General features: G+C 59.2%; 17 protein-coding genes and 1 tRNA gene. 10 read left to right on the top strand and 8 right to left on the bottom strand.

The window, feature by feature from the left end; translation table 11 throughout:
* Window positions 1-15 precede the first annotated feature (15 nt).
* The 3 genes from HMPREF2928_RS07565 to HMPREF2928_RS07555 are packed head-to-tail and all read right to left on the bottom strand — an operon-like array spanning window position 16 to window position 2,241.
* The gene (locus HMPREF2928_RS07565) at window positions 16-690 is read right to left on the bottom strand and encodes an energy-coupling factor transporter transmembrane component T family protein (RefSeq protein ID WP_049356983.1); all 675 of its coding nucleotides are present in this window, start codon (window positions 688-690) and stop codon (window positions 16-18) included.
* A complete protein-coding gene (locus tag HMPREF2928_RS07560) occupies window positions 680-1,567 on the bottom strand; it encodes an energy-coupling factor ABC transporter ATP-binding protein (RefSeq protein ID WP_070616338.1) in 888 nt (295 codons plus the stop codon). Before HMPREF2928_RS07560 ends, HMPREF2928_RS07565 begins: the two co-directional genes overlap by 11 nt.
* A 32-nt stretch (window positions 1,568-1,599) precedes the next feature.
* Window positions 1,600-2,241 (bottom strand): biotin transporter BioY, encoded by a 642-nt coding sequence (locus HMPREF2928_RS07555; RefSeq protein WP_049358339.1) that lies wholly within the window; start codon window positions 2,239-2,241, stop codon window positions 1,600-1,602.
* A gap of 291 nt (window positions 2,242-2,532) precedes the next feature.
* On the opposite strand from HMPREF2928_RS07555, the gene abc-f reads away from it, so the two are divergent.
* Complete coding sequence (abc-f, locus tag HMPREF2928_RS07550; protein ID WP_070688057.1) at window positions 2,533-4,131, top strand: ribosomal protection-like ABC-F family protein; 1,599 nt, start codon at window positions 2,533-2,535, stop codon at window positions 4,129-4,131.
* Between the two features lie 769 nt (window positions 4,132-4,900).
* Here the strand turns inward: abc-f and HMPREF2928_RS07545 are convergent.
* Window positions 4,901-5,629, bottom strand: a complete 729-nt coding sequence (locus HMPREF2928_RS07545; protein ID WP_049341259.1) for a metal-dependent hydrolase — start codon at window positions 5,627-5,629, stop codon at window positions 4,901-4,903.
* 186 nt (window positions 5,630-5,815) lie between these two features.
* The gene (locus HMPREF2928_RS07540; protein ID WP_049341258.1) at window positions 5,816-6,043 is read right to left on the bottom strand and encodes a hypothetical protein; all 228 of its coding nucleotides are present in this window, start codon (window positions 6,041-6,043) and stop codon (window positions 5,816-5,818) included.
* Window positions 6,044-6,329: 286 nt separating this feature from the next.
* Between HMPREF2928_RS07540 and HMPREF2928_RS07535 the strand changes: the two genes are divergently transcribed.
* The 6 genes from HMPREF2928_RS07535 to HMPREF2928_RS07510 all read left to right on the top strand — a co-directional run bounded on the left by HMPREF2928_RS07535 (window position 6,330) and on the right by HMPREF2928_RS07510 (window position 11,771).
* Window positions 6,330-7,046 carry a beta-ketoacyl-ACP reductase gene (locus HMPREF2928_RS07535; protein WP_005509097.1) on the top strand — a complete coding sequence of 239 codons (717 nt, stop codon included), beginning with the start codon at window positions 6,330-6,332 and terminating at the stop codon, window positions 7,044-7,046.
* A 73-nt stretch (window positions 7,047-7,119) separates the two neighbouring features.
* Window positions 7,120-7,863, top strand: coding sequence for an SDR family oxidoreductase (locus tag HMPREF2928_RS07530; RefSeq protein ID WP_049356976.1), 744 nt, complete (start codon window positions 7,120-7,122; stop codon window positions 7,861-7,863).
* A gap of 227 nt (window positions 7,864-8,090) precedes the next feature.
* The gene (locus HMPREF2928_RS07525) at window positions 8,091-8,879 is read left to right on the top strand and encodes an ABC transporter ATP-binding protein (RefSeq protein WP_049327170.1); all 789 of its coding nucleotides are present in this window, start codon (window positions 8,091-8,093) and stop codon (window positions 8,877-8,879) included.
* Window positions 8,876-9,754: a TrmH family RNA methyltransferase gene (locus tag HMPREF2928_RS07520; RefSeq protein ID WP_070629680.1), complete on the top strand. Its 879-nt coding sequence runs from the start codon at window positions 8,876-8,878 to the stop codon at window positions 9,752-9,754. Before HMPREF2928_RS07525 ends, HMPREF2928_RS07520 begins: the two co-directional genes overlap by 4 nt.
* Window positions 9,755-10,007: 253 nt before the next feature.
* Window positions 10,008-10,262 (top strand): type B 50S ribosomal protein L31, encoded by a 255-nt coding sequence (locus tag HMPREF2928_RS07515; RefSeq protein ID WP_070688056.1) that lies wholly within the window; start codon window positions 10,008-10,010, stop codon window positions 10,260-10,262.
* Between the two features lie 336 nt (window positions 10,263-10,598).
* Complete coding sequence (locus tag HMPREF2928_RS07510; protein ID WP_049356971.1) at window positions 10,599-11,771, top strand: LCP family protein; 1,173 nt, start codon at window positions 10,599-10,601, stop codon at window positions 11,769-11,771.
* A gap of 200 nt (window positions 11,772-11,971) precedes the next feature.
* Here the strand turns inward: HMPREF2928_RS07510 and HMPREF2928_RS07505 are convergent, their stop codons facing one another.
* Both HMPREF2928_RS07505 and pepN read right to left on the bottom strand, forming a co-directional pair.
* Window positions 11,972-13,228 (bottom strand): HIRAN domain-containing protein, encoded by a 1,257-nt coding sequence (locus HMPREF2928_RS07505; protein ID WP_070629684.1) that lies wholly within the window; start codon window positions 13,226-13,228, stop codon window positions 11,972-11,974.
* Between the two features lie 388 nt (window positions 13,229-13,616).
* Window positions 13,617-16,289, bottom strand: a complete 2,673-nt coding sequence (gene pepN, locus HMPREF2928_RS07500; protein ID WP_070688054.1) for an aminopeptidase N — start codon at window positions 16,287-16,289, stop codon at window positions 13,617-13,619.
* A 222-nt stretch (window positions 16,290-16,511) separates the two neighbouring features.
* Between pepN and HMPREF2928_RS07495 the strand changes: the two genes are divergently transcribed.
* A tRNA-Leu gene (locus HMPREF2928_RS07495) sits at window positions 16,512-16,597 on the top strand.
* 201 nt (window positions 16,598-16,798) lie between these two features.
* Here the strand turns inward: HMPREF2928_RS07495 and HMPREF2928_RS07490 are convergent.
* Window positions 16,799-17,884, bottom strand: a complete 1,086-nt coding sequence (locus HMPREF2928_RS07490; protein WP_070688051.1) for a 2,3-butanediol dehydrogenase — start codon at window positions 17,882-17,884, stop codon at window positions 16,799-16,801.
* A gap of 339 nt (window positions 17,885-18,223) precedes the next feature.
* On the opposite strand from HMPREF2928_RS07490, the gene HMPREF2928_RS07485 reads away from it, so the two are divergent.
* Window positions 18,224-19,798 (top strand): amidohydrolase, encoded by a 1,575-nt coding sequence (locus HMPREF2928_RS07485; RefSeq protein WP_070688049.1) that lies wholly within the window; start codon window positions 18,224-18,226, stop codon window positions 19,796-19,798.
* A 276-nt stretch (window positions 19,799-20,074) separates the two neighbouring features.
* Entirely contained in the window at window positions 20,075-21,034 is a 960-nt protein-coding gene (locus HMPREF2928_RS07480) for an L-lactate dehydrogenase (protein WP_012903553.1), read from the top strand.
* Window positions 21,035-21,080 lie beyond the last annotated feature (46 nt).

Raw genomic sequence — 21,080 nt, 5'->3', positions numbered from 1 at the left:
TCTCGCGTATCTGCGCTAGTTCAGCTCGTCCACGTGCCGCGCCCGCAAAGCACGAGCGGTCGCCGTCGCGTAATCAACCGCCTGCACCACCCACGGAATCAGCAGCCGCCAATACATGCGCTTGGGCAGGTTACGCGCCACCGCCGCCCTGCGCAACGCACCCCAACGGTCCATGAGCGCCGGAATTGACCGGATCATCAACGCAATCAGCAGACCCAGACGCTCTGGGGAAAGACCAACGAAACGTAGCGGCGAACACAGCCTCACAAAGCCGTCAATCAGAACCGGCAGGGGAGTGCTCACCAGCAGAGCGCGGGACGCATAAAAAGCCGTCAGCATAGTCGCGATAGCATCCGCGCCGGAGGCGTACTGACCCGTAAACACGTAATAGCCGACCATAATCAGTAGCAGCAGAGACAGCGTGCGAACCACCAGCCACAGCTGGGAGGCAGGCACACCAGCCCATAGAGCGCACAGCGTGGAGGCAACCAAAGCCACCAGCGCCACCTGCCAGCTGGTCACCGCCAACAGCAGAAACAACCCAAAGAAGAGCGTGCCCTTGAACCACAGCGGCGCCCGATGCACCGGCGTGTTCAACGGCTGGTAGAAACCCACCAGCAGAGTACCGGGGATGAAATCCGAGCCCTGGCCGGCGGGGCGAGGATTCACGCGCGGCGTGTTAGCGCCCATGCGCGCCTCCTGCCGAATCCAGACCTTCGGTAGCGCCTTCGTTGGGGAACCCTTCGGCACACCAGGTGCGGTACTGCTGTACCAGCTGCACCGCATCCCCCTGAGCGAGCAGGCGCCCATCGTGAATAATGACGGCTTCATCGCAGGACGCCGCCAAATCCAGATCGTGCGTGCTGAGCACCAGCATCTGATCCAGCGACTCCAAGTGCTTGAGCAGCCGCGCGCGATTGCGCAAATCCAGCAGGGTGGTCGGCTCATCCAGCAGAAGAATCTGCGGGCGTGCCGCCAGTACGCTGGTGAGAGCGACCAGCTGCTTTTCGCCTCCTGAGAGGGTGAAAACGCTCTGGTTTTCAAGGTGTTCGAGGCCGCGCTCGCGGAGCAGTTCACGAATCCGTTCGAGGCGCTGCTCACCGCTGAGGGCGCTACCTTCAACGGCGGCGGCACGGCGCAGACTCAGGTCAATATCTTCGGCAACGGTGGGCATAATCAGCTGCGCCTCCGGCTGGGCGAAGAGCATGCCTACACCCTCAAAAGCGCCCTGGGAATGACCGCGAGCGCCCGTCGAGCCGCGGCTCGGCGCATCCAGGGTGTCGACACCGTTCACACGCACAATACCTTCATCCGGGTGGGTGAGCCCATTGAAAAGCCCCAGTAGGGTGGACTTGCCGCTACCGTTCAGACCCAGCACCGCGGTGCGCTTCGCCGTGAACCGCAGGCTCACATCCTTGAGGATACGGCGATGCCCGCCTTCGGGCAGCTCGGTGAAAACACTCACCGATTCAAGCTCAAGGGCGGGCATGCTGGTAGAGGCGCTCACCGCCTGCTCGCCTTGCACCTGTTGTGGTGCAGGCTGGCGCGTGGAGCGGCGAAAAAACATAGCTATCCTCTCGTGTGGCACATCGTGTGCTTTTAACGCTGGGCAGAAGCCAGGGACGGGAAGGCGCGGCGTACCGACAAACCAACCAGAACCGCGATCGTGGACTTCACCAGATCCCAGGGAACGAACACCATTGCCGCGCTGAATGCGGCGTTAAAAGTCATGTGGGCGTTCACCATCATACCGGCGATACCGCAGGCGGTCAGAACCACAAAACCGCAGAAGTTCGCGACCAGAGCCATAAGGAAGGTCGCACCAATCGAACGGGTGTTGCGGGTGAACAGGTAGGCGAGGGTACCGGCAATAGCGGCGAAGGGCAGGAATCCGAGCAGGTAGCCGGCACTCGGGGAGGCGAGCGTACCCAAACCGGCGCCGCCCTTAGCGAAGATGGGCAGGCCAGCGAAACCAACCAGCAGGTACAGCGCCACGGAGGCGGTGGCACGCTTGCCGCCGAGCACCTGTGCGGTGATGTAAATGCCGAGGGTCTGGAAGGTGAAGGGAACCGCAACGCCGCCCAAGCTGACGGCGGGCATGATGGCGAGCGCGGCGATGAAGCCCGCGAACACTGCGATGAGGGAGAGATCGGTGGCGAGGGAGGTCTTTGCCGCTACGTTACGGCGCGGTGCCTGAGTTGCCTGGGGTTCCTGGGCTGATTCGCGCACGGAATCGGTCATTGGGGTGGTACTCCTTTGATACGTATTGCTCTGCAGATTTTTCTACAGAGTTGAGGGTGGCGGTGGTTGACTGCTTGTCACAACCCAGTTTTGAACAATGTTCTATGAATGGTGTCCGGTATGTATAGTACACCGCACACCACAAAAACAAAAGGTGCCCCACATGCGCACTCGGCACACCTGCACTAAAATTGATGAGGTGCTCCGCGCGCTCGCCGCCTCTAACCCGGCGAATCCCGCCTACCGAGCACTATCAACCCACACACCAGACCGCCATCCGGAAAGGCACCCATGATTGCTGTACAGAACCTCGAATTGCGTGCAGGCGCGCGCCTGCTCATGGAAGAGGTCACCTTCCGCATCGATAAGGGCGACAAGATCGGTCTGGTGGGCCGCAACGGTGCCGGTAAGACCACTATGACTAAGGTGCTTGCCGGTCTGACCCTGCCCGCTGACGGTACGGTCACCCGCAGCGGCACTATCGGCTACCTTCCGCAGGACCCGAAGGTGGATGACATGAGCCAGCTGGCGCGTGACCGTATCCTTTCGGCGCGTGGCCTGGACGGTGTGGCGCGTAAGATGCGCCAGGCGCAGGACGATATGGCGAGTGAGGACCCGGCGGTGCGCGCTAAGGGTATGCGCCGCTACGACCGTCTTGAGGCTGAGTTTATTGCCGGTGGCGGCTACGCGGCTGAGTCGGAGGCGGCGGTCATCACCTCCAACCTGGACCTGCCGGAGCGTGTGCTTGCCCAGCCGCTGTCTACTCTGTCGGGTGGTCAGCGTCGCCGCGTGGAGCTGGCGCGTATTCTCTTCTCCAATGCGGACACCATGCTTCTGGATGAGCCGACCAATCACCTGGACGCCGATTCGATTCTGTGGCTGCGCGACTTCTTGAAGAACTTCTCGGGTGGCCTGATGGTCATTAGCCACGATGTTGACCTGATGGAGCTGGTCGTCAACCGCGTCTTCTACCTGGACGCGAACCGCTGCGTGATTGACCAGTACAACATGGGCTGGAAGAACTACCTGACTCAGCGTGAGCAGGACGAGCACCGCCGCAAGCGTGAGCGTGCGAACGCGCAGAAGAAGGCGAATGCTCTGATGGAGCAGGCGAATAAGATGCGCGCGAAGGCGACGAAGGCTGTTGCTGCTCAGCAGATGATTAAGCGTGCTGAGAAGCTTCTGCGCGGCCTGGAGGAGGAGCGTCAGAGCGATAAGGTTGCGGCGATTCGCTTCCCGGATCCGGCGCCGTGCGGTAAGACTCCGCTGTCTGCGCAGGGCCTGTCGAAGTCCTATGGCTCTCTGGAGATTTTCACGGACGTTGACTTGGCGATTGACCGCGGTTCGCGCGTGGTGGTGCTGGGTCTGAACGGTGCCGGTAAGACCACTCTGCTGCGCATGCTGGCTGGTTCCACCGAGCCTGATACGGGTGAGGTCGTGTACGGTCACGGCGCGAAGCTGGGCTATTTTGCGCAGGAACACGAAATTCTTGATGGTGACCGCACTGTCTTTGAGAACATGAAGTCTGCTGCGCCGGATCTGGATGACACCCGCGTGCGCACGATTCTAGGTTCGTTCCTGTTCTCCGGTGATGACGTGGATAAGCCCGCCGGCGTGCTTTCCGGTGGTGAGAAGACCCGCCTGTCCCTGGCGACCCTGGTGGCATCGAGTGCGAACGTGCTGCTGCTCGATGAGCCGACCAACAACCTGGACCCCGCCTCGCGTGAGGAGATTCTGAACGCGTTGAAGGCGTACCAGGGTGCTATCGTGATGGTTTCTCACGATGAGGGCGCTGTGGAGGCGCTGGATCCTGAGCGCGTGCTGCTTCTACCGGATGCGGTGGAGGACCTATGGTCGAAGGATTACCAGGATTTGATTTCGCTGGCGTAAAGCATTATCCGCTGACATAAAAGTACGGGGGAGGCTCCGGTACCGTGTGGTACCGGGGCCTCTTGTGTATTGCGCGTTGTTTTATTGTCTGGGGTGTATTGTTTGTGGCGTATTGTCCAGGGCGTATTTTTGTGTTCTGAAAATGTGTTGCGGAGATATTGCCGGTATTTTTTCTCGTGAATAGTGCGGAAAAATGTGACCTGACCCGTGGGGTTGTATTGTTTTCTGAGCGTGTGTGCTGTTATTGCGTTCCTGTGCATGGGAACTGTGGGTTCTGACACACGAAACTTGCGGCGTATTTGACGGGAAATAATGTTGTCTTGTGGGTTTTTCTGAGGTAAAGAAAAGCTCTCAGGCGATATTTCAGGGGGTCTGTGTGGGATTTTCGAATTTTTCATGTGTCTCTACATACATTGTGGGAAAAATGGTAGAAACACAACATGCGTGGGGCGTAGACTTATAACTGTTCCCGCCATTGCGAGGACGCAAATGCGAAACATTAGGGCTCACTACCGATGGTGAGCTAACGCGGGGGAGAAGAGATTCCCGCCCGCTCACGAAGGAGAACTGCCAATGCACAACACTGAGTTCGAGAAGTACCCCACCTCCGGTGAAGAGAACGTTGAGGTTGACGTCTTCTGGCCCATCCAGGACGCTTAATCTCTCACCCCGATAGGTCGGGATAAGGATTAGAAAAGCGCCCCGTCGCTTCCGTAGGGAAGTGACGGGGCGCTTCGCTGTCCTCAGTAGAATTTAGTTATGCGGCACGTTATGCGGCGTGAATACCCAGTCCGAACATTTGCAGAGGGTATTCGGTAAAGCCCATCATGGCTGCCGCATACCAGGCGACGTACCCGGTCAGTGCTAGAACAAGTGCCTTCTCGCGTACGCTGCCAGCATCACCCAGGATCGGCAGTGCCATGTAGCCGCTCTTTTTCCATAGGGGGGACGCCACCAGGGGCTTGATGACGATGGGGTAGAGGGGCAGCAGTCCGCGGGTTGTCAGCAGGTCGCCAATCAGGTGAATGGTCGCGCCGACCGAAATAGCCCAGGGGAGCAGTGCCAGCGAATCAGTCGTGTAGGCGGCGTACCCGAGGGCGACGGCACCGATCCATCCACCCGGTGCGCCGAGCACGCGCAATGCCAGACCGCCCGAGAATGCGGCAAGAAGAAGTGAAGCCCAGGGGATTCCGTTGTAGCTCAGGTTGGCACTGAAATAGGCGATTGCCCAGAAAGCTACCAGACCCAAAATGGAGTGCGTTCCCTTGCGGTGCCCGCCGCTGACTGCCCCGACAATGCGTGCTACCCAGCGTGAAATGGGCGGAATGGAGTTGGCGATACTGCCGTTGTGGTGGTCAATATCCGGTAGCATGCCCGCACCGGCGCACGCCAGGGTGGTCACGATGATGGTGGGGGTATCGGGAACCTGCACCACTCCCGTCTCGACGAGCACTAGCCAGCCAGCTGCGGCGCTGACGGTGTGCGAATAGCCCATCATGGGGAGGTGCCTCCTTGAATGCGATTGCTCAGCGAGTGTGATTGCCCTGCGAGTGTGGTTGCCTGGGTGCCGGGATGTTCACTCGAACTAATTAGAACAAATATAGCATATATCGAAATTACTTTCGATAGGCTGGGTTATTACTCAAGCGGAGCCACCTCAAGCGGCATCACCTCTCAAGTGGCACTACCCCTTAAAGGGCAGAGTCTGCTTCCAGAACTCACGCTCGCGCAGGTAATTCTCCAGCCAGCCCACGTGCTCGGAGCACGCCAACCAGATCTTGCGGCGCTCGGGGGCGTGCACCTTCGGGTTGTTCCAGAGCAGCTGAAATTCTGCCGCCTGCTGGCAACCCTTGCGGGAGCATTTGGCGTACTCGGGCTGTGCATCCTGAGAAAGTGAACCGAGCAGATCCATGTCTTCTTATCCTTACTATTGCGCCTCTACGTGCGGTGTTATTCCGTACCCGCGCGATTCCGTGGAAAAAGGGTGCGGGTTGTTCCGCTTCAGTTAGTGTACGCGCCCGATGAGGCATGTAAAAGAAGGGGAGTAGGGGTTCAGTGTTCAAAAGTGGAGTGTAGCCTGCGGCACCTTTGCGCTAAAACGCGGTAAAATAAGGTTCGACTGTCCATCCGTCCACACCCCAACCGCGGAGTCGCTGCATCGGCTCCAATCGTGAGGGGTCGACTCATCAAGGAAGCTCATGAGCGAGAACACTCCCAAGACCGTGCTGGTCACCGGCGGCAACCGAGGCATCGGCTACGAAATTGCCAAGGAATTCCAGGCAGCAGGCCACAACGTCTGCATCACCTACCGCAGCGGTGAAGCCCCCGAAGAATTTTTCGCCGTCAAGGCAGATGTACGCGATGCCGACAGCATTAACGAAGCTTTCAAGGAAATTGAAGCAGAATTCGGCCCCGTGGAGGTGCTGGTCGCCAACGCAGGTATCACCCGCGACATGCTGCTGATGCGCATGAAGGAATCCGACTTCACCGACGTGGTCGACACCAACCTCACCGGTTCTTTCCGTGTGGTTCAGCGCGCCATCAAGGGCATGCTGAAGCTCAAGCGCGGCCGCATCATCCTGGTTTCCTCCGTGGTGGGTCTGTACGGTTCCCCCGGCCAGGTCAACTACTCCGCATCTAAGGCTGCACTGGTCGGTATGGCACGCTCCATCACCCGTGAGCTGGGCGGCCGTAACATCACCGCTAACGTGGTGGCACCGGGCTTCATTAACACCGCAATGACCGAGGTTCTGCCCGAGGAAACCAAGAAGAACTACCTGGCGTCCATCCCCGCTGGTCGTTTCGCGGAGGCGGAAGAGGTCGCTCGCGTGATTCGCTGGCTCGCATCCGATGAGGCTAGCTACATTTCTGGCGCTGTCATCCCCGTTGATGGCGGCCTGGGCATGGGTCACTAACCCCACCCCGTACGGACTGCACGAAGCGCCCGAACGTGGGCGCACCCTTTCTAGACTTTAAGGACATAAAACTATGGCACAGCTGACCGGCAAGACCATCATCATTACCGGCTCCTCCCGCGGCGTTGGCGCAGACACCGCACAGATTCTCGCCGCTGAGGGCGCGAACATTGTGGTGAACTACCGCTCCAAGGCACCGCGCGCGAACAAGATCGTCAAGGCTATTGAAGAGGCTGGCGGCAAGGCAATTGCAGTGCAGGCTGACGTGACCAACAATGATGACCTGCAGAACCTCGTCAACACCGCCGTGGAGACCTTCGGTTCCCTGGACTACCTGATTCTGAACGCTTCGGGTGGCATGGAAACCGGCATGGGCGAAGACTACGCAATGCGCCTGAACCGTGACGCACAGCTGAACCTGGCACGCCTGGCTGCAGAAAAGATGCCCGAAGGCGCACGCATCGTGTTCGTGACCAGCCACCAGGCGCACTTCATCCGCGAGGTTGAGACCATGGACGAGTACAAGCCCGTCGCAGAGTCCAAGCGCGCAGGCGAAGACGCACTGATTGCCGAGATTCCCGCACTTTCCGAGAAGGGTATCTCCCTGGTCGTCGTGTCCGCTGACATGATTGAAGGCACCGTCACCGCAACCCTGCTGAACCGCCTGCACCCCGGCGCTATTGAGCAGCGCCGCGAGACCGCCGGCAAGCTCTACACCGTCAACGAGTTCGCGCAGGAAATCGCGAAGATGGTCACCGCAGACGTTGAGACCGGCCACGTTGAGCTGGTCGGTGGCGCACGCGGCTTCATCGACTAATAACTTCAGCTGCTATAGGTGCCGTTGCGGATGCGCCCGCCCCTCTGACAAGGTACATTTGATCAGGCGCGCCGCCCCTGACGCGGCGGCACCTATAGCCCATAAGGCTTCGCGCGAGGAACCCAATGTGGGGTACCCGCGCACTATGCGCCAACCGCTCCGATAACCCGGCACGGGTTGCGGGGTGGGGGCGCATCCCATCCATCTAACTCACTGGAAGAAGAACCATGAGCACCGTACTCAACCTTCAGAATGTCTCCGTGATTCGCGGCGGCCGCAAGATTCTCAACGACGTTTCCTGGACTGTGAACGAAGGTGAACGCTGGGTTGTTCTGGGCCCCAACGGCGCCGGTAAGTCCACTCTGCTGTCGGTTGCGGCAGCCCGCCTGCACCCGACCAGCGGCGAGGTTGAAATCCTTGACGAGACCCTCGGCGCTGTTGACGTGTTCGACCTGCGCCCGCGCATTGGTCTGTCCTCCGGTGCTTCGGCAAACCAGATTCCCGCCAACGAGAAGGTTTCCGACGTTGTCGTGACCGCAGCGTACGCTGTATCCGGCCGCTGGAAGGAAGAATACGACGTCATGGACGACGAGCGCGCCACCGAGCTGCTGGCTGAATGGGGTGTCGACACCCTCGCTGACCGCACCTTCGGCTCCCTCTCCGACGGCGAGCGTAAGCGTGCACTGATTGCCCGCGCCCTCATGACCGACCCCGAACTGCTGCTGCTGGACGAGCCCGGCGCAGGCATGGACATCTCCGGCCGTGAGGACCTGGTCGAGCGTCTGACCGCACTTGCCGCCGACCCCTACGCACCGGCTACCGTGCTCATCACCCACCACCTCGAGGAAATCCCGGCGGGCTTCACCCACGCCCTGCTGGTCCGTGACGGTGGCGTGGTTGCTGCCGGCCCGATCCTGTCCACCATTACCGAGGCGAACCTCGCAGCAACCTACGACATGGACCTGGCTCTGACCGTCACCTCCGCGGGTCGTTACTCCGCGTTCAAGCGCGCATGAGCCGTGCCCCGAAGCAGCTGAGCGCCGAACAGATCGCTGAGCGTGCCGAGCGTGTCTACGCCATCGAGTCGGTCACTGCTCTGGCGCAGGCACCCGAGCAGGCTTTGCGCTACTACACGCAGCTGACCGATGTGAAGCTCCGTAGCGCCATGGAATCGCAGTGGGGTATTTACATTGCGGAGTCTTCCAAAGTGATTCGTCGTGCGCTCGCTGCCGGTCATCAGCCCGTTTCTTTCCTGATGAGTGAGAAGTGGGCTGATGATTTGGCGGATGTTTTGCGCGCCCATCCTGACACTCCCGCGTATGTGGGTAGTGAGGAGCAGCTGGAGCAGGTGACCGGTTTTCATCTGCATCGTGGTGCGTTGGCGGCGATGGCTCGTCCTGCGCCGCAGCTTCTGGAGCAGTTGCTGCAGGGTGCCTCTCGCGTGGCAATCCTGGAAGATATTGTGGACCACACGAATGTGGGAGCTATTTTCCGTTCGGCTGCCGCGCTGAACGTGGATGCTGTACTGGTGACTCCGCGGTGCGCTGATCCGCTGTATCGCCGCTCGATTCGCGTGTCGATGGGTACCGTTTTTCAGGTGCCGTGGGCTCGCCTAGAGTCGTGGCCTGCAGACCTGCAGGCCCTGCACGAGCTGGGCTTTAAGAGCGCAGCGCTCGCACTGGAAGAGGACTCGCTGACCCTGGAGGAGCTGTCTGCCCGCCGGGATGAGAAGCTTGCGCTGATTCTGGGCACGGAGGGGCACGGACTGTCGCCCCGCACCCTGGCTGCGTGTGACGATACGGTGATGATTCCGATGTCGCACGGCGTGGATTCTTTGAATGTTGCGGCGGCGAGTGCCGTGGCGTTCTGGGAGACCCGCCCGCGTTCATAACCTGAGTTCTCACCTGATTCTTAACCCGCGTGAGTGCCTTCTGGGGGGTGCCCTTGCGGTGTGCGGGTTGGCGCCTGCGAGGGAACGTACTGGGATTTAATCCGTGAAGGTGGTACCCTTAATGGGTTGTGCGCGCCCTATGCGGGCACAATGGTGATGCGCTCTGAGATTTTCTCGATAGCTGCACATCGAAAAACCTACTCCATCTATATAAGGGCTACTGGCAAAATCCAGTAGCAGAAGAAGGTAATCAATGAAGGCAGAAATCCACCCGGACTACAACCTGGTTCTGTTCCGCGACCTCGCATCCGGCAAGGTCTTCCTGACCCGTTCCACCATGACCTCGGACAAGACCGAGAAGTGGGAAGACGGCAACGAGTACCCGATCGTCGAGGTTGAAATCTCGTCCGAGTCGCACCCGTTCTACACCGGTAAGCAGCGCATCATGGACTCCGCAGGTCGCGTCGAGCGCTTCAACGCACGCTTCGCAAACTTCGGCAAGAAGTAAATCTTCTTTTCAGGTTTTGCTTTATAGCGAAATCAATGCCCCGTTCTCCTTGGTTTTCAGGGAGGCGGGGCATTGTGCGTTCTGGCGCCTGTAGTCGCAAGTTTGGCGCGAACGTGAGGAAAGTTGTGAGGAAAGTTGTAACGTAAAACCTTTCGTGCGCCGGTGCGTAGACCAGCTGACGGCGTTACAATGGGAAAGTATTTTGCGAGCTGTGCATTTTCTGTGCTTTTCAGTGCCGCCCCATATCGGCGGGTTATTTCCGGCTCTCTATTTTAGAGACTTCGCTGGATGCGCTGTGCACCTCGCGTATCACCACCTCAAACAAAGGACAACTTAATGAGCGACGCTCACTCTGAACCGTCGCAGAAGAAGAAATGGGTCAAGCGTATTCTGCTGATCCTGCTGATTCTTCTGCTGGTTATTACCCTCGGTATTGGTTTCTTTATCTGGCGTGCTGGCCACACCTGGGATAGCAAGACCGAGAAGTTTGACTCCATCACTAAGGTGGATGAAGACCTCAGCAAAATTAAGGAGCAGCTTGGCGAGGCTAAGAAGCTCAACGTGACGGAGCTGAAGGCTCCGACCGTCACCAACTCGAATACCGGCAAGAACGGCTCCGATGCTGCTGCGGCTCTTGCAGCTAACGCGAGCGATCACGATAAGGACGGCGACGGCATCTTGGATGACGGTTACAGCTACAATGTCGTGAAGGGTCCGGGTAAGAACATCCTGCTGCTCGGTAGCGATACCCGTTCCGGTTCTGAAGCAGCTCAGGTGAGCGGCTCCCGTGCAGATAGCATCATGCTTGCTCACATCCCTGCCGATGGTAAGGGCGTGTACCTGGTTTCGATTATGCGTGATACCTGGGTGAATATCCCTGGTTACGGTTCGGCAAAGATTAACGCGGCGCTGAACTATGGCGGTATTTCTCTGCAGGTGGCGACCGTTGAGAACCTGCTGGGTATCAAGATTGATCACGTGGCAGAGATCGAGTTCGAGGGCTTCAAGGCTCTGGTGAATTCTGTTAATGGCGTGGATGTCCAGGTACCTTTCGACTTCGATATCAATGCGTGGTCTTTCAAGCAGGGTATGCAGCATATGGATGGTGGTGCGGCTCTTGCGTTCGTTCGTGCTCGCTACCCGTTCGCTGACGGCGACTACCAGCGTGTTCGTAACCAGCGTGCGTTCCTGCGCGGTCTGTACAGCACGATGAAGTCTAAGGGTGCACTGGAGAATGTGGGCTCTTTCCAGTCTGCTGTTGAGTCTATTGCTGGTTATATGCGTGTTGACTCTGGCCTGGACGCGGCGCAGATTGCCCAGATTGCGGCTCCGGTGCTGACTAGCGGTGATACCACGATGCGTATGACCACCCTGCCGAACGCAGGCCCGGGTTGGTCCTACGACGGTCAGTCGATTGTTATCGTGAACCAGGCTGCGAATGCTAACCTGTCCTATGCTTTGCAGCATGACAGCATGGATCAGTTCATGGCGACTTACGGCCAGGACTAAGATCTGACTCCTTGCGGGGGTGAAAGCTGATGAGGCTTTCGCCCCCGCTGGTTTTTAACTGTTCCCGAAAAGCTGTCGGAATGTAGATACCTGGAAGTACCTCGTTGGCGCTTAGAGAGCTGCTGGGGCGCACAAAAGGGCGGCTACCTCACCGTGATGGTGGGGGAGCCGCCCCATTCGTACCGTGCTCTTAGAGGGAGTTAGGCTTTCGAATCGGCTTCTTCTGCTTCCTCGGCAGATTCTTCCTCTTCGTACTCATCGTATTCGTCGTAGTCTTCGTAGTAGGGCTGGCGGCCAAAATAGAATGCTACAGCCGCGATAGCGCCACCCAGGATTGCGATGAGGATGCCAAGCATCGGGGTCCACAGCATTGAAATTAGGCCGGCGACCAGAACGGCGAGGCCTGCACCCTTGATCAGGTTCAGCAGACGGTCACGTTCGTTCGGCTCGTAGTATTCCTCTTCCTCAATGCTGTATTCGATGACAGGCTTCTCCGCGGCGGGTTCGCTACGGGTCGGCTCGGCGGGTGCCGAAGAACCACCGGTCAGGGAGCTCATGAAACCGCGACGCTTCTTCGGAGCCTGCTGAGCGGAGGACTCCAGGTAGTGGCGCTCACCTTCGGTGGGCACGAATGCGGCGGGCACATCGTACTCTTCACCCACCGGCAGCAGAGCCGGAACATTGTTGGGCAGGGTCTCATACCATTCCTGCGGAATATCGGCGGGGCGTGCAGCCTGAACGGTCAGGGACAGCTCAAGGGTGTTGCCGCGAATCGTACCCCACGCGCTGGTGAGGCGGTCGTTCTCGAATGCGTAACGAATCACGGGGGCGAGCTGCTCAGACATCTGGGTGCTCAGGCGGCCCACGAGCTTGCGGTCGTGGCGTACCTCAACACTGTCAACGAAACGGCCGTCGGAGGTCTTCAGCTGGTTAGCTTCCAGGGTCAGAATGACGCGACCCTCACCGCTGGGCGGCAGGATGCTGTGCAGGTATTCGGAGTGTTCCTTCTCATCAAGCACCTTCATCGACGGGCCCTGGGGTAGCAGGGTCGCGCGAGTCGGTGCGTCGTTGAGGGGGAAGAGCGAGCTAGGAGCGGACAGCGAGAGCACACCGGTGCTCTTCACTCGCATGTTACCGCTCTCGGTGCGAACCGCCACGGCGGAAAGCTGCAGATGCGCAATAGGCTCGTAACCGGAGGCGACCACGCGGGTAATGGAATCCCAGTACGCGGCGGAGTCCTCCACGCTCATGCGGCCCACCTTGAATTCGTCAATGTAGACGGCAATGCTATTGGGCTCGTAGGGGTTATCCGGTTCGGGAACGAGGCGCGCTTCACCGTACCAGATACGTTCACGGTCGATGTGCAGTTCCTCAAAGATTTGGAGGGTTTCTGCTTCGTAGTAATCATCGGTGACAATGTCAACGCTACCGCGGTCACCGAGTGCGTAATCGACCACTGAAAACTCCTTCTGATGTGTCTAAGCGAGCGGATACCTAGTCTATTCTCTCATGCTTTCAGTGTGGACAGCTCACAAAAACGGGTGACATTTATCTGTCTTTTAGCACCGGGTGCATATAGTTTTGTGCCCTGGTGAAACTGCCCCGGTAATAAGTGCCCTTGTCAGTATGTGAACCACTGTATGAGGGAAATATTTAGACGGCATACCGCCGCTATGAATTCTATAGATGAGCCAGAAAAAGACCACCGCCCGGCGCGTCCCGGTACGTTACCGGGGGCGTGCCGAACGGCAGTCTCTCAAAGAGGCTAGAGAACCTAGCGGGGGAGAGCGGAACCTAGTCTAGATACCGGCTCACCCCCCGCCACAAGCCCTCAAACCATGCAGCTTAGTCCTGCAGGGAGGCGTTGAACTTCTGAGCCACAATCGAACGGTGGCCGTGATCCTGAGCCTCCAGAACCAGACGACGCAGAGCCGAAGGAGCCTCGGGGTTCGCCTCCAGCCAACGCTGAGCCAATGCAACGGAGGGGTTACCCTCAACGCCCAGACCCTCGGTGGAGCCGGTGTTGTACGGAGCCTTCGGGTACAGGCCACGCACAATGCGGGTCGCCATACCAATCGAACGGGACGCCCAAATGGGCAGCAGAGCCTCAAAGTAGGAGTCGTAGTAGGACTCACGCAGCTCAACCGGACCGCGAGCAAAACCGTTAATGGTCGAAGCCAGAGCGTCGTTCGACAGCGACTCGTCTTCCATGATGGTCTTGTACGCGGCTGCCTTACGCTCAGCAGAGGGCAGGGCAGCAATCGCGTACGCGTAACCATTCGAAGAAATCGAGGAGGGGCTGTACTTCGCCGCACGGTCCAGATCCTCAACGGTCACTAGGTCGCGGCTTGCGAGCGCACCCAGTGCACTCCAACCCAGGTTCTGGTCGTAAGGAATGCCGGTTGCGTCAGCAATATCGCCGGTGGTGTCTTCGAAAGCACCGCGGGCAATATCGCGGCAGAGCTCTTCACCCTTGGTCGCGTTGGTGGAGACCGAAATCAAGGCGCGCAGCAGAATCAGCTGCTCGTCGGAGCCGGGCTTAGCCTGCGCCAGTGCGGCTGCGAATGCGTCGTAGAGAGCGTCGTAGAGGCGCTCGCGGCCGGTGGGTGCGGAGAAGGTTGCGATAGCGACCTGTGCGTTGTTGACCATGGTGCCCAGCAGGGATGCGCTCGGTTCCTTGGAGACGTTGCGTACGACTGCGTCGACGTAGGTGGTGACAGGCAGGCGTGCATCGCGCACGTTCTCCCAGAGGGAGCCCCAGATGAGGCCGCGGGAGAGCGCGGATTCGAGGGTGGAGACACCTTCGATAGCTGCCTGCAGGCCGTCTTCGTCGGTCAGGGCAACCTTGGCGTAGGTGTGGTCTTCTGCGTTGAGCATGAGCAGGTCAGCTTCGCCAACAAGCTTCTTCTGCTCGTCGGTGAGCTCTACGCGGTGCTCGGAGACGGGCTCTGCCGGGTACTCGAGGGAGAGCAGACCGGTGGAGACGAGCTTGCCGTCGGTCAGCGCGAAGGTTTCCAGCTTTGCCACGTGGGGGCGGCCCAGACCTGCGGGCTGCTGTGCGGGCAGTTCCTGGGTGAGGATCAGGTCGGTGAGCTGGCCGTCTTTGCCGTAGACGCGCTTGGTGCCCAGTGCGGACACGCCGGAGGTCTGCAGCCATGCGTTAGCCCATGCCTGCATGTCGCGGCCGGACACCTCGTTGAGTACCTGCAGGAAGTCGTTCAGGGAGGTGTTGCCCCACTCGAAGCGCTTGAAGTACACGCGTGCTGCCTCGATGAAGGTGTCGAAGCCGACGTAGGCAACCAGCTGCTTGAGCACGGATGCGCCCTTTGCGTAGGTGATGCCGTCGAAGTTCTGCGATGCTGCTTCCAGGTGGGGGATGTCAGCGACGATGGGGTGGGTGGTGGGCAGCTGGTCCTGCATGTATGCCCATGCCTTGCGGTTGTTCGCGAAGGTGACCCATGCGTCGTTGAAGTTGTTGGCTTCCTTAGCGCCGAGGGTGCCCATGAAATCTGCGAAGGATTCCTTGAGCCACAGGTCGTCCCACCACTTCATGGTGACGAGGTCGCCGAACCACATGTGTGCCATTTCGTGGCAGATGGTGTTGGTGCGGCCTTCGAGGTCGTCCTCGGTTGCGCCGGAGACGAAGATGTAGTCTTCGGTGAAGGTGACCAGGCCGGGGTTCTCCATTGCGCCGATGTTGTATTCGGGCACGAATGCCTGCTCGTACTTGGGGTACGGGTAGGGGTAGTCGAAGAGGTCCTGGAAGAAGTCCAGGCCGTTTTCGGTGACCTTGAAGATGTGGTCGTAGTCGAAGTGCGGCTTGAGGGACTGGCGGCAGTATACGACCAGGGGAATGTCACCGCTGTTGACCTTGCTCTTGGGCTTGTAGGTGGTGGTTGCAGTGAAGTATTCGCCGGCAACGATTGCGGTGATGTAGGTGGAGATCTTTGCGGTGGGGGAGAAGACTCGCTTGGTGATGGAGTCGTCGGTGGGGTCTACGACCTGGCTTTCGAGTACGCCGTTGGAGCTGACGACCCAGTCCTTGGGTGCGGTGATGCGGAAGTTGAAGACTGCCTTCAGGTCGGGCTGCTCGAAGTTCGGGAAGACTCGGCGGCAGTCGGAGGGTTCGTACTGGGTGTACAGGTAGACGCGACCGTCGGAGGGGTCGAAGTAGCGGTGCATACCTTCGCCGGAGCGGGAGTAGTAGGAGCGACCGTGGATGGTGAGCACGTTTTCTGCCTGCAGGTTGGGCAGGGTGATGCGTGCGCCGTTGACGACATCAGCCAAGGTCAGTTCGGTGCCGTTGAGCTTAACGGAGTCGACGCTGTGGTGGATGTAGTCGATGAAGGTTTCTGCACCGGGGGTGTTGCAGGAGAATCGGACGGTGGTGACGGTGGGGTAGGACTCGAATTCGGGGTCCTTGGCGTTAGTCAGGTCGACATGCACGTCGTAGGTGTCGACACTGATGAGAGCCGAACGTTCTGCGGCTTCTTCGCGGGAGAGGTTCTCATTATTCATGCTCTTTATTCTAGTCGTTATGACCGAAAATATGGCAGTTGAGTGGGCGTGCCGGTCATATTACTCAAGGTGCGAGAAGATCGCCGGGGGTGTTGGGAACCAACCAACCTCTAATATGTGATGCAGAACATACTCTTTCGATTTGCGGAGTGCCCAGAAAGCCCGTATAGTATTACGTGTTGCTTCGAACGGCACCGAAAGGAAAACGTTCGAAAGTCACCTGCGCGGGTGGCGGAATAGGCAGACGCGCTAGCTTGAGGTGCTAGTCCTCGTATTAGAGGGTGGGGGTTCAAGTCCCCCCTCGCGCACAGATAATCCCCGGTTCTTTGGAACCGGGGATTTTTGTATGCCCGGTAGAGTATGCCCGGTAAAAAGTACACAAAAAAGTAGTGGGGTGAGGCTCCTTGATAGGAGCCTCACCCCACACTAGCTACGCTAAGGAAGCTAGAAGAACAGCTGCATCAGCTGAAACTGAACGAATCAGTATCATGCAGTCTCACTCGAAGAGATTACTCAGCCAGACGCTCCGGGTCGGTGGTGACCAGAATCTTCACAGCGGTCTCGTTGTGGTTGATCAGGGTGTCGAAGCCCTTGTCAATCAGGTCTTCCACAGCGATCTTGCCGGTGATGAAGGGCTTGAGGTCAATCTTGCCGGACTCAACGAGCTTGATGGTCTCCGGGTGGGAGTTCACGTATGCGATGGTGCCGCGGATATCGAGCTCCTTGAGCACAACCTTCTGAACATCCAGGGAAGCGGGCTTACCCCAAATGGAGACGATAACGAGCTTGCCGGTGGGCTTGAGAGCATCCAGAATCAGGTCCAGTGCGGGCTGAACGGAGGTGCACTCGAACGCGATGTCAGCGCCACGGCCGTCGGTCAGCTTGTGAATCTCAGCCAGAACGTCAACCTCAGCGGGGGAGAAAGCGTAGTCAGCAACGCCGGAGTCCAGAGCCTTCTGGCGGCGCAGCGGGGACAGCTCGGAGATGATGACCTTAGCGCCCTTAGCCTTCAGAACTGCGGAGGTCAGCAGACCGATGGGGCCAGCACCGGTAACCAGTGCGAATGCGCCCTCTTCGAACTCGCCTGCACGCTCAACAGCGTGGTAGCCAACGCTCAGGGGCTCAATCAGTGCAGCCTCGTCCAGGGGAATGGTGTTGGGGATCTTGTGAACCCAGCGGCGCTTGACGGCAACCTTCTCGGACAGACCGCCACCGCGACCTGCCAGACCGATGAAGTTCATGTCCTTGGACAGGTGGTAGTCCTTGGAGTCGGGGCCGGTGTAGACGTCATCACGAATGATGTAGGGCTCGACGACAACGTGGTCGCCAACCTCAAGGTCGTCTACGCCTTCGCCTAGTGCCTCAACAACACCGGAGAATTCGTGACCGAGGGTGACGGGGGAGTCTTCACCAGAAATGGGGTGGGGATGACCGTGCTGGGGGCAGAAGATGGGGCCGTCCAGGTATTCGTGCAGGTCGGTACCGCAAATGCCGCACCATGCGACCTTGACCAGAACCTCGCCCGCAGCGGCTTCGGGTGCGGGGATGTCTTCAATGCGGATGTCGTGGCGGTCGTAGAAGCGTGCTGCCTTCATGGGATGGAGCTCCTTAGCGTGGTTGTGGCGCTCACTGCGGTGTGTGCTTGCCGGTACGGTTCGCATCCATGGGTCTGTCACAGTATTGACAGAGGCCCAAACGACATGGTCTGGACCGGTTGTGAACTGTCCTGCCGGCATTCGCATCGCTAGCGCCGGATGGTGATGGGTGCGGCTGGATTGTCGCTCCCATGTGCTTAACGCTACTCCTATGAATCAAAGATTCCTAGGATATATACAAATTTTCTTTTATGTGACACAAATTTCTTTTTGGGTGTTTTCGACTCCATCACGCCCGAGCATCTAGCGCCCGGCGAGCGCAGACGGTAGCGTAGAAGTATGACTGACGCGAACGCACAGGGCACCGCCGCCCACACCCAGCCCACTTCTGACAGCTCCGGTCGAACGGCACCGAACCGACCCGCCGCAATAACCCGCCACTATGACGCGCCCGATGCTGATTGCGTGCGCGGTAGCGAGTACTCCGAGATTCTTGCCCTCGAAACCGAGCGGCGTAAGCGTGCCGCTGAGCACCGCCGCAAGCGCGGGCACGCGCATCCCGAGCAGGAACATGCTGACCACGGTCAGCCCGAGCAGGAACGTAGCCACGGCAACCGCCACGGTCATGGAAAGGGGCACGGTCACCGCCTCGACGAAGACAGTGGGCTGGCGCATATTCGCCGCGACCTCGCCGAATCCGTCGCCACCCGCGCGGATTCTTTGACCGCAATTCTCAAGGCGATTCATGCGCATCCTGAGACTGCCTACGAGGAGTATTTTGCCTCCCGCACGCTCGTTGATGCGGTCCGCGAAGCCTACCCGAACCTCAGGATCGAGTACCCCGCCTTCGGTCTGGATACCGCGTTCAAGGTGGAGCTCACCAGCGCCGACTACGACCCCGCCAAGCACCGCACCATCGCGATTCTCTCCGAATATGACGCACTGCCGGGCATCGGTCACGGCTGCGGCCACAACGTCATCGCGGTATCCGGGCTGGGCGCTTTCCTTGCCCTGGCGGATGCGCTCGCTACCAGCCCCGAGGCGTTCAGTGGCAGGGTCCTCTACTACGGCACGCCCGCCGAAGAGTCCGATGCCGGTAAGGAGCTGATGGCGCGCGCCGGCGCGTTCGAGCAGGTGGATGCCGCCATCATGGTGCACCCCTACTTTATTGATGTGGCTGATCAGGCGTGGTTGGGTCGCCGTGAATGTCGCGTGACCTATACGGGCGTGAGCGCGCATGCTTCCTCGCACCCGTTTATGGGTCGTAACGCACTGGATGCGGCAAACCTGGCGTACCAGGGTTTGGGTTTGTTGCGTCAGCAGATTCCCGGTTCTGACCGTATTCACGCGATTATTGACCACGGCGGGGACGCCCCGAACCTGATTCCTGCCTCCGCGAGCCTGCACATTAATATCCGTTCTAAGCACGCGCCGACTCTGCGTGCTCTGTCGCGACGGGTTGAGGAGGTGCTGCGCGGTGCTGCGCTTATGGCTGGCGTGAGTGCGGAGGTGACGTGGGATTCTTCGCCGATGACCATGCCGGTGCGCACGAACCGTCCGCTGTTGAAGCGTTGGGTTTCGGCTCAGCGTTCGGTGGGTCGCCACCCGTACCCGCCCGGAACGGTCAGTGACACCCTGGCGGCTTCTACTGATTTCGGTAATGTGAGCCTGCGCGTGCCCGGTATTCACCCGCTGATTCAGATTGCGCCCGAGGGTACCGGCATGCACACGGTGGAGTTCGCGCACTGTGCTGACACCCAGGCAGCGGTGGATGCTGCCCTGGATGCGGCGTTCGGTTTGGCGTCTGTGGCTTTGGACTTCCTGGTTGATGACGAGCTGGCGGATGCGGTTCGTGCTGATTTTGAGGCTTCCGGCGGCGCAGTGGATGTGGAGGGCTACTTTAGCGGCATGTGAGCTTGCTCAAAAGGTCAGAACGTCATTATTTGGTTTTGTGAGTGAAAAACACCCCTCATGGCCCATAAAGTCACCAGCACCCATCGAAAAAAGCAAAATAACCCAACACAAAACGCAAAATCTGCGGCATAATAGAACATAACGAAGCAAGCTCACCGGGGAAGGACGCCCACCCAAGGAAATTCAACCCCGAGGCACACACCCGCTTCCCGATAAACCACGCGAGAATCCTCTCGCACCACACGGATAACTCTCACGAAAAGAGGGCATACAGCAATGAACGGTGTCAACAACCCCACCAAGCTCGGCGTCATCGGTGCAGGCGGCGTCGGTAGCGCAACCGCATACGCAGCTATGGTCCGCGGCTCCGCAGACGAAATCGTCCTGTACGACATCGACGGCAAGCGCGCACACGCTGAAGCACTGGACATCGCACACGGTGCAATGTTCGCACACGAAGCAACCGTAACCGGTGGCGACGACATCGAGCTGTTGCGCGACTGCGACATGGTCATCATCACCGCTGGTGCTCGCCAGAAGCCGGGTCAGCCCCGCCTCGAACTGGCAGGCGCAAACGTCGCAATCCTCGAGAAGCTGCTGCCGAACATTCTGTCCGTAGCACCCAACGCGATTATCATGCTCGTCACCAACCCCTGTGACGTTCTCACCGTTGTGGCCCAGAAGATTACCGGCCTGCCCGCAAACCGCGTGCTGTCCTCCGGTACCGTTCTGGACTCCTCCCGCCTGCGTTGGCTGATTGCTAACAAGGCTGGCGTCTCCATCAAGAGCGTTCACGCAAACGTTGTTGGCGAGCACGGCGACTCCGAGTTCCCCGTCTGGTCCGCAGCAAACATCGGTATGGTTCCCCTGACCGAGTGGGAGCAGGACGGCAAGCCCGTCTTCACCGAAGAGGTCCGTGCAGAACTGGCAACCGAAGCTATGCGCGCAGCATACAAGGTCATCGAGGGCAAGGGTTCCACCAACTACGCAATCGGTATCTCCGGCGCACGTATCGCTGAGGCATTCCTCGGCGGCCAGAACGCAGTGCTGCCCGTCTCCACCACCATTGCAGGCGAGCTGTACGGCTTCAAGGACGTTGCACTGTCCCTGCCCACCATCGTCAACCGTGAGGGCATCCAGCGCGTGCTCGAGGTTCCCATGAACGAGGCTGAGCTGGCACAGCTGAAGGCATCCGCTGAGGCAATCCGCGCATCCGCAGCATCCCTGGGCTTCTAAAACCCCGGCTTCTCATTGAACTGCCTCCCGTTTCTTGGACAACGAA

The organism is Rothia sp. HMSC072B04 (genome assembly GCF_001813725.1).
GTDB lineage: Bacteria > Actinomycetota > Actinomycetes > Actinomycetales > Micrococcaceae > Rothia > Rothia mucilaginosa.
The sequence above is the reverse complement of the archived record's forward strand: the minus strand, read 5'-3'. Positions and strand labels throughout refer to the sequence as shown.

What these genes read in the sequence shown, in the direction of transcription:
- HMPREF2928_RS07530 (WP_049356976.1), top strand. Translation starts at nt 7,120, where the DNA reads ATGGCACAGCTGACCGGCAAGACCATCATCATTACCGGCTCCTCCCGC.
- HMPREF2928_RS07545 (WP_049341259.1), bottom strand. Translation starts at nt 5,629, where the DNA reads ATGATGGGCTATTCGCACACCGTCAGCGCCGCAGCTGGCTGGCTAGTG.
- pepN (WP_070688054.1), bottom strand. Translation starts at nt 16,289, where the DNA reads ATGAATAATGAGAACCTCTCCCGCGAAGAAGCCGCAGAACGTTCGGCT.
- HMPREF2928_RS07490 (WP_070688051.1), bottom strand. Translation starts at nt 17,884, where the DNA reads ATGAAGGCAGCACGCTTCTACGACCGCCACGACATCCGCATTGAAGAC.
- HMPREF2928_RS07520 (WP_070629680.1), top strand. Translation starts at nt 8,876, where the DNA reads ATGAGCCGTGCCCCGAAGCAGCTGAGCGCCGAACAGATCGCTGAGCGT.
- HMPREF2928_RS07525 (WP_049327170.1), top strand. Translation starts at nt 8,091, where the DNA reads ATGAGCACCGTACTCAACCTTCAGAATGTCTCCGTGATTCGCGGCGGC.
- HMPREF2928_RS07555 (WP_049358339.1), bottom strand. Translation starts at nt 2,241, where the DNA reads ATGACCGATTCCGTGCGCGAATCAGCCCAGGAACCCCAGGCAACTCAG.
- abc-f (WP_070688057.1), top strand. Translation starts at nt 2,533, where the DNA reads ATGATTGCTGTACAGAACCTCGAATTGCGTGCAGGCGCGCGCCTGCTC.
- HMPREF2928_RS07560 (WP_070616338.1), bottom strand. Translation starts at nt 1,567, where the DNA reads ATGTTTTTTCGCCGCTCCACGCGCCAGCCTGCACCACAACAGGTGCAA.
- HMPREF2928_RS07510 (WP_049356971.1), top strand. Translation starts at nt 10,599, where the DNA reads ATGAGCGACGCTCACTCTGAACCGTCGCAGAAGAAGAAATGGGTCAAG.
- HMPREF2928_RS07535 (WP_005509097.1), top strand. Translation starts at nt 6,330, where the DNA reads ATGAGCGAGAACACTCCCAAGACCGTGCTGGTCACCGGCGGCAACCGA.
- HMPREF2928_RS07485 (WP_070688049.1), top strand. Translation starts at nt 18,224, where the DNA reads ATGACTGACGCGAACGCACAGGGCACCGCCGCCCACACCCAGCCCACT.
- HMPREF2928_RS07480 (WP_012903553.1), top strand. Translation starts at nt 20,075, where the DNA reads ATGAACGGTGTCAACAACCCCACCAAGCTCGGCGTCATCGGTGCAGGC.
- HMPREF2928_RS07540 (WP_049341258.1), bottom strand. Translation starts at nt 6,043, where the DNA reads ATGGATCTGCTCGGTTCACTTTCTCAGGATGCACAGCCCGAGTACGCC.
- HMPREF2928_RS07565 (WP_049356983.1), bottom strand. Translation starts at nt 690, where the DNA reads ATGGGCGCTAACACGCCGCGCGTGAATCCTCGCCCCGCCGGCCAGGGC.
- HMPREF2928_RS07515 (WP_070688056.1), top strand. Translation starts at nt 10,008, where the DNA reads ATGAAGGCAGAAATCCACCCGGACTACAACCTGGTTCTGTTCCGCGAC.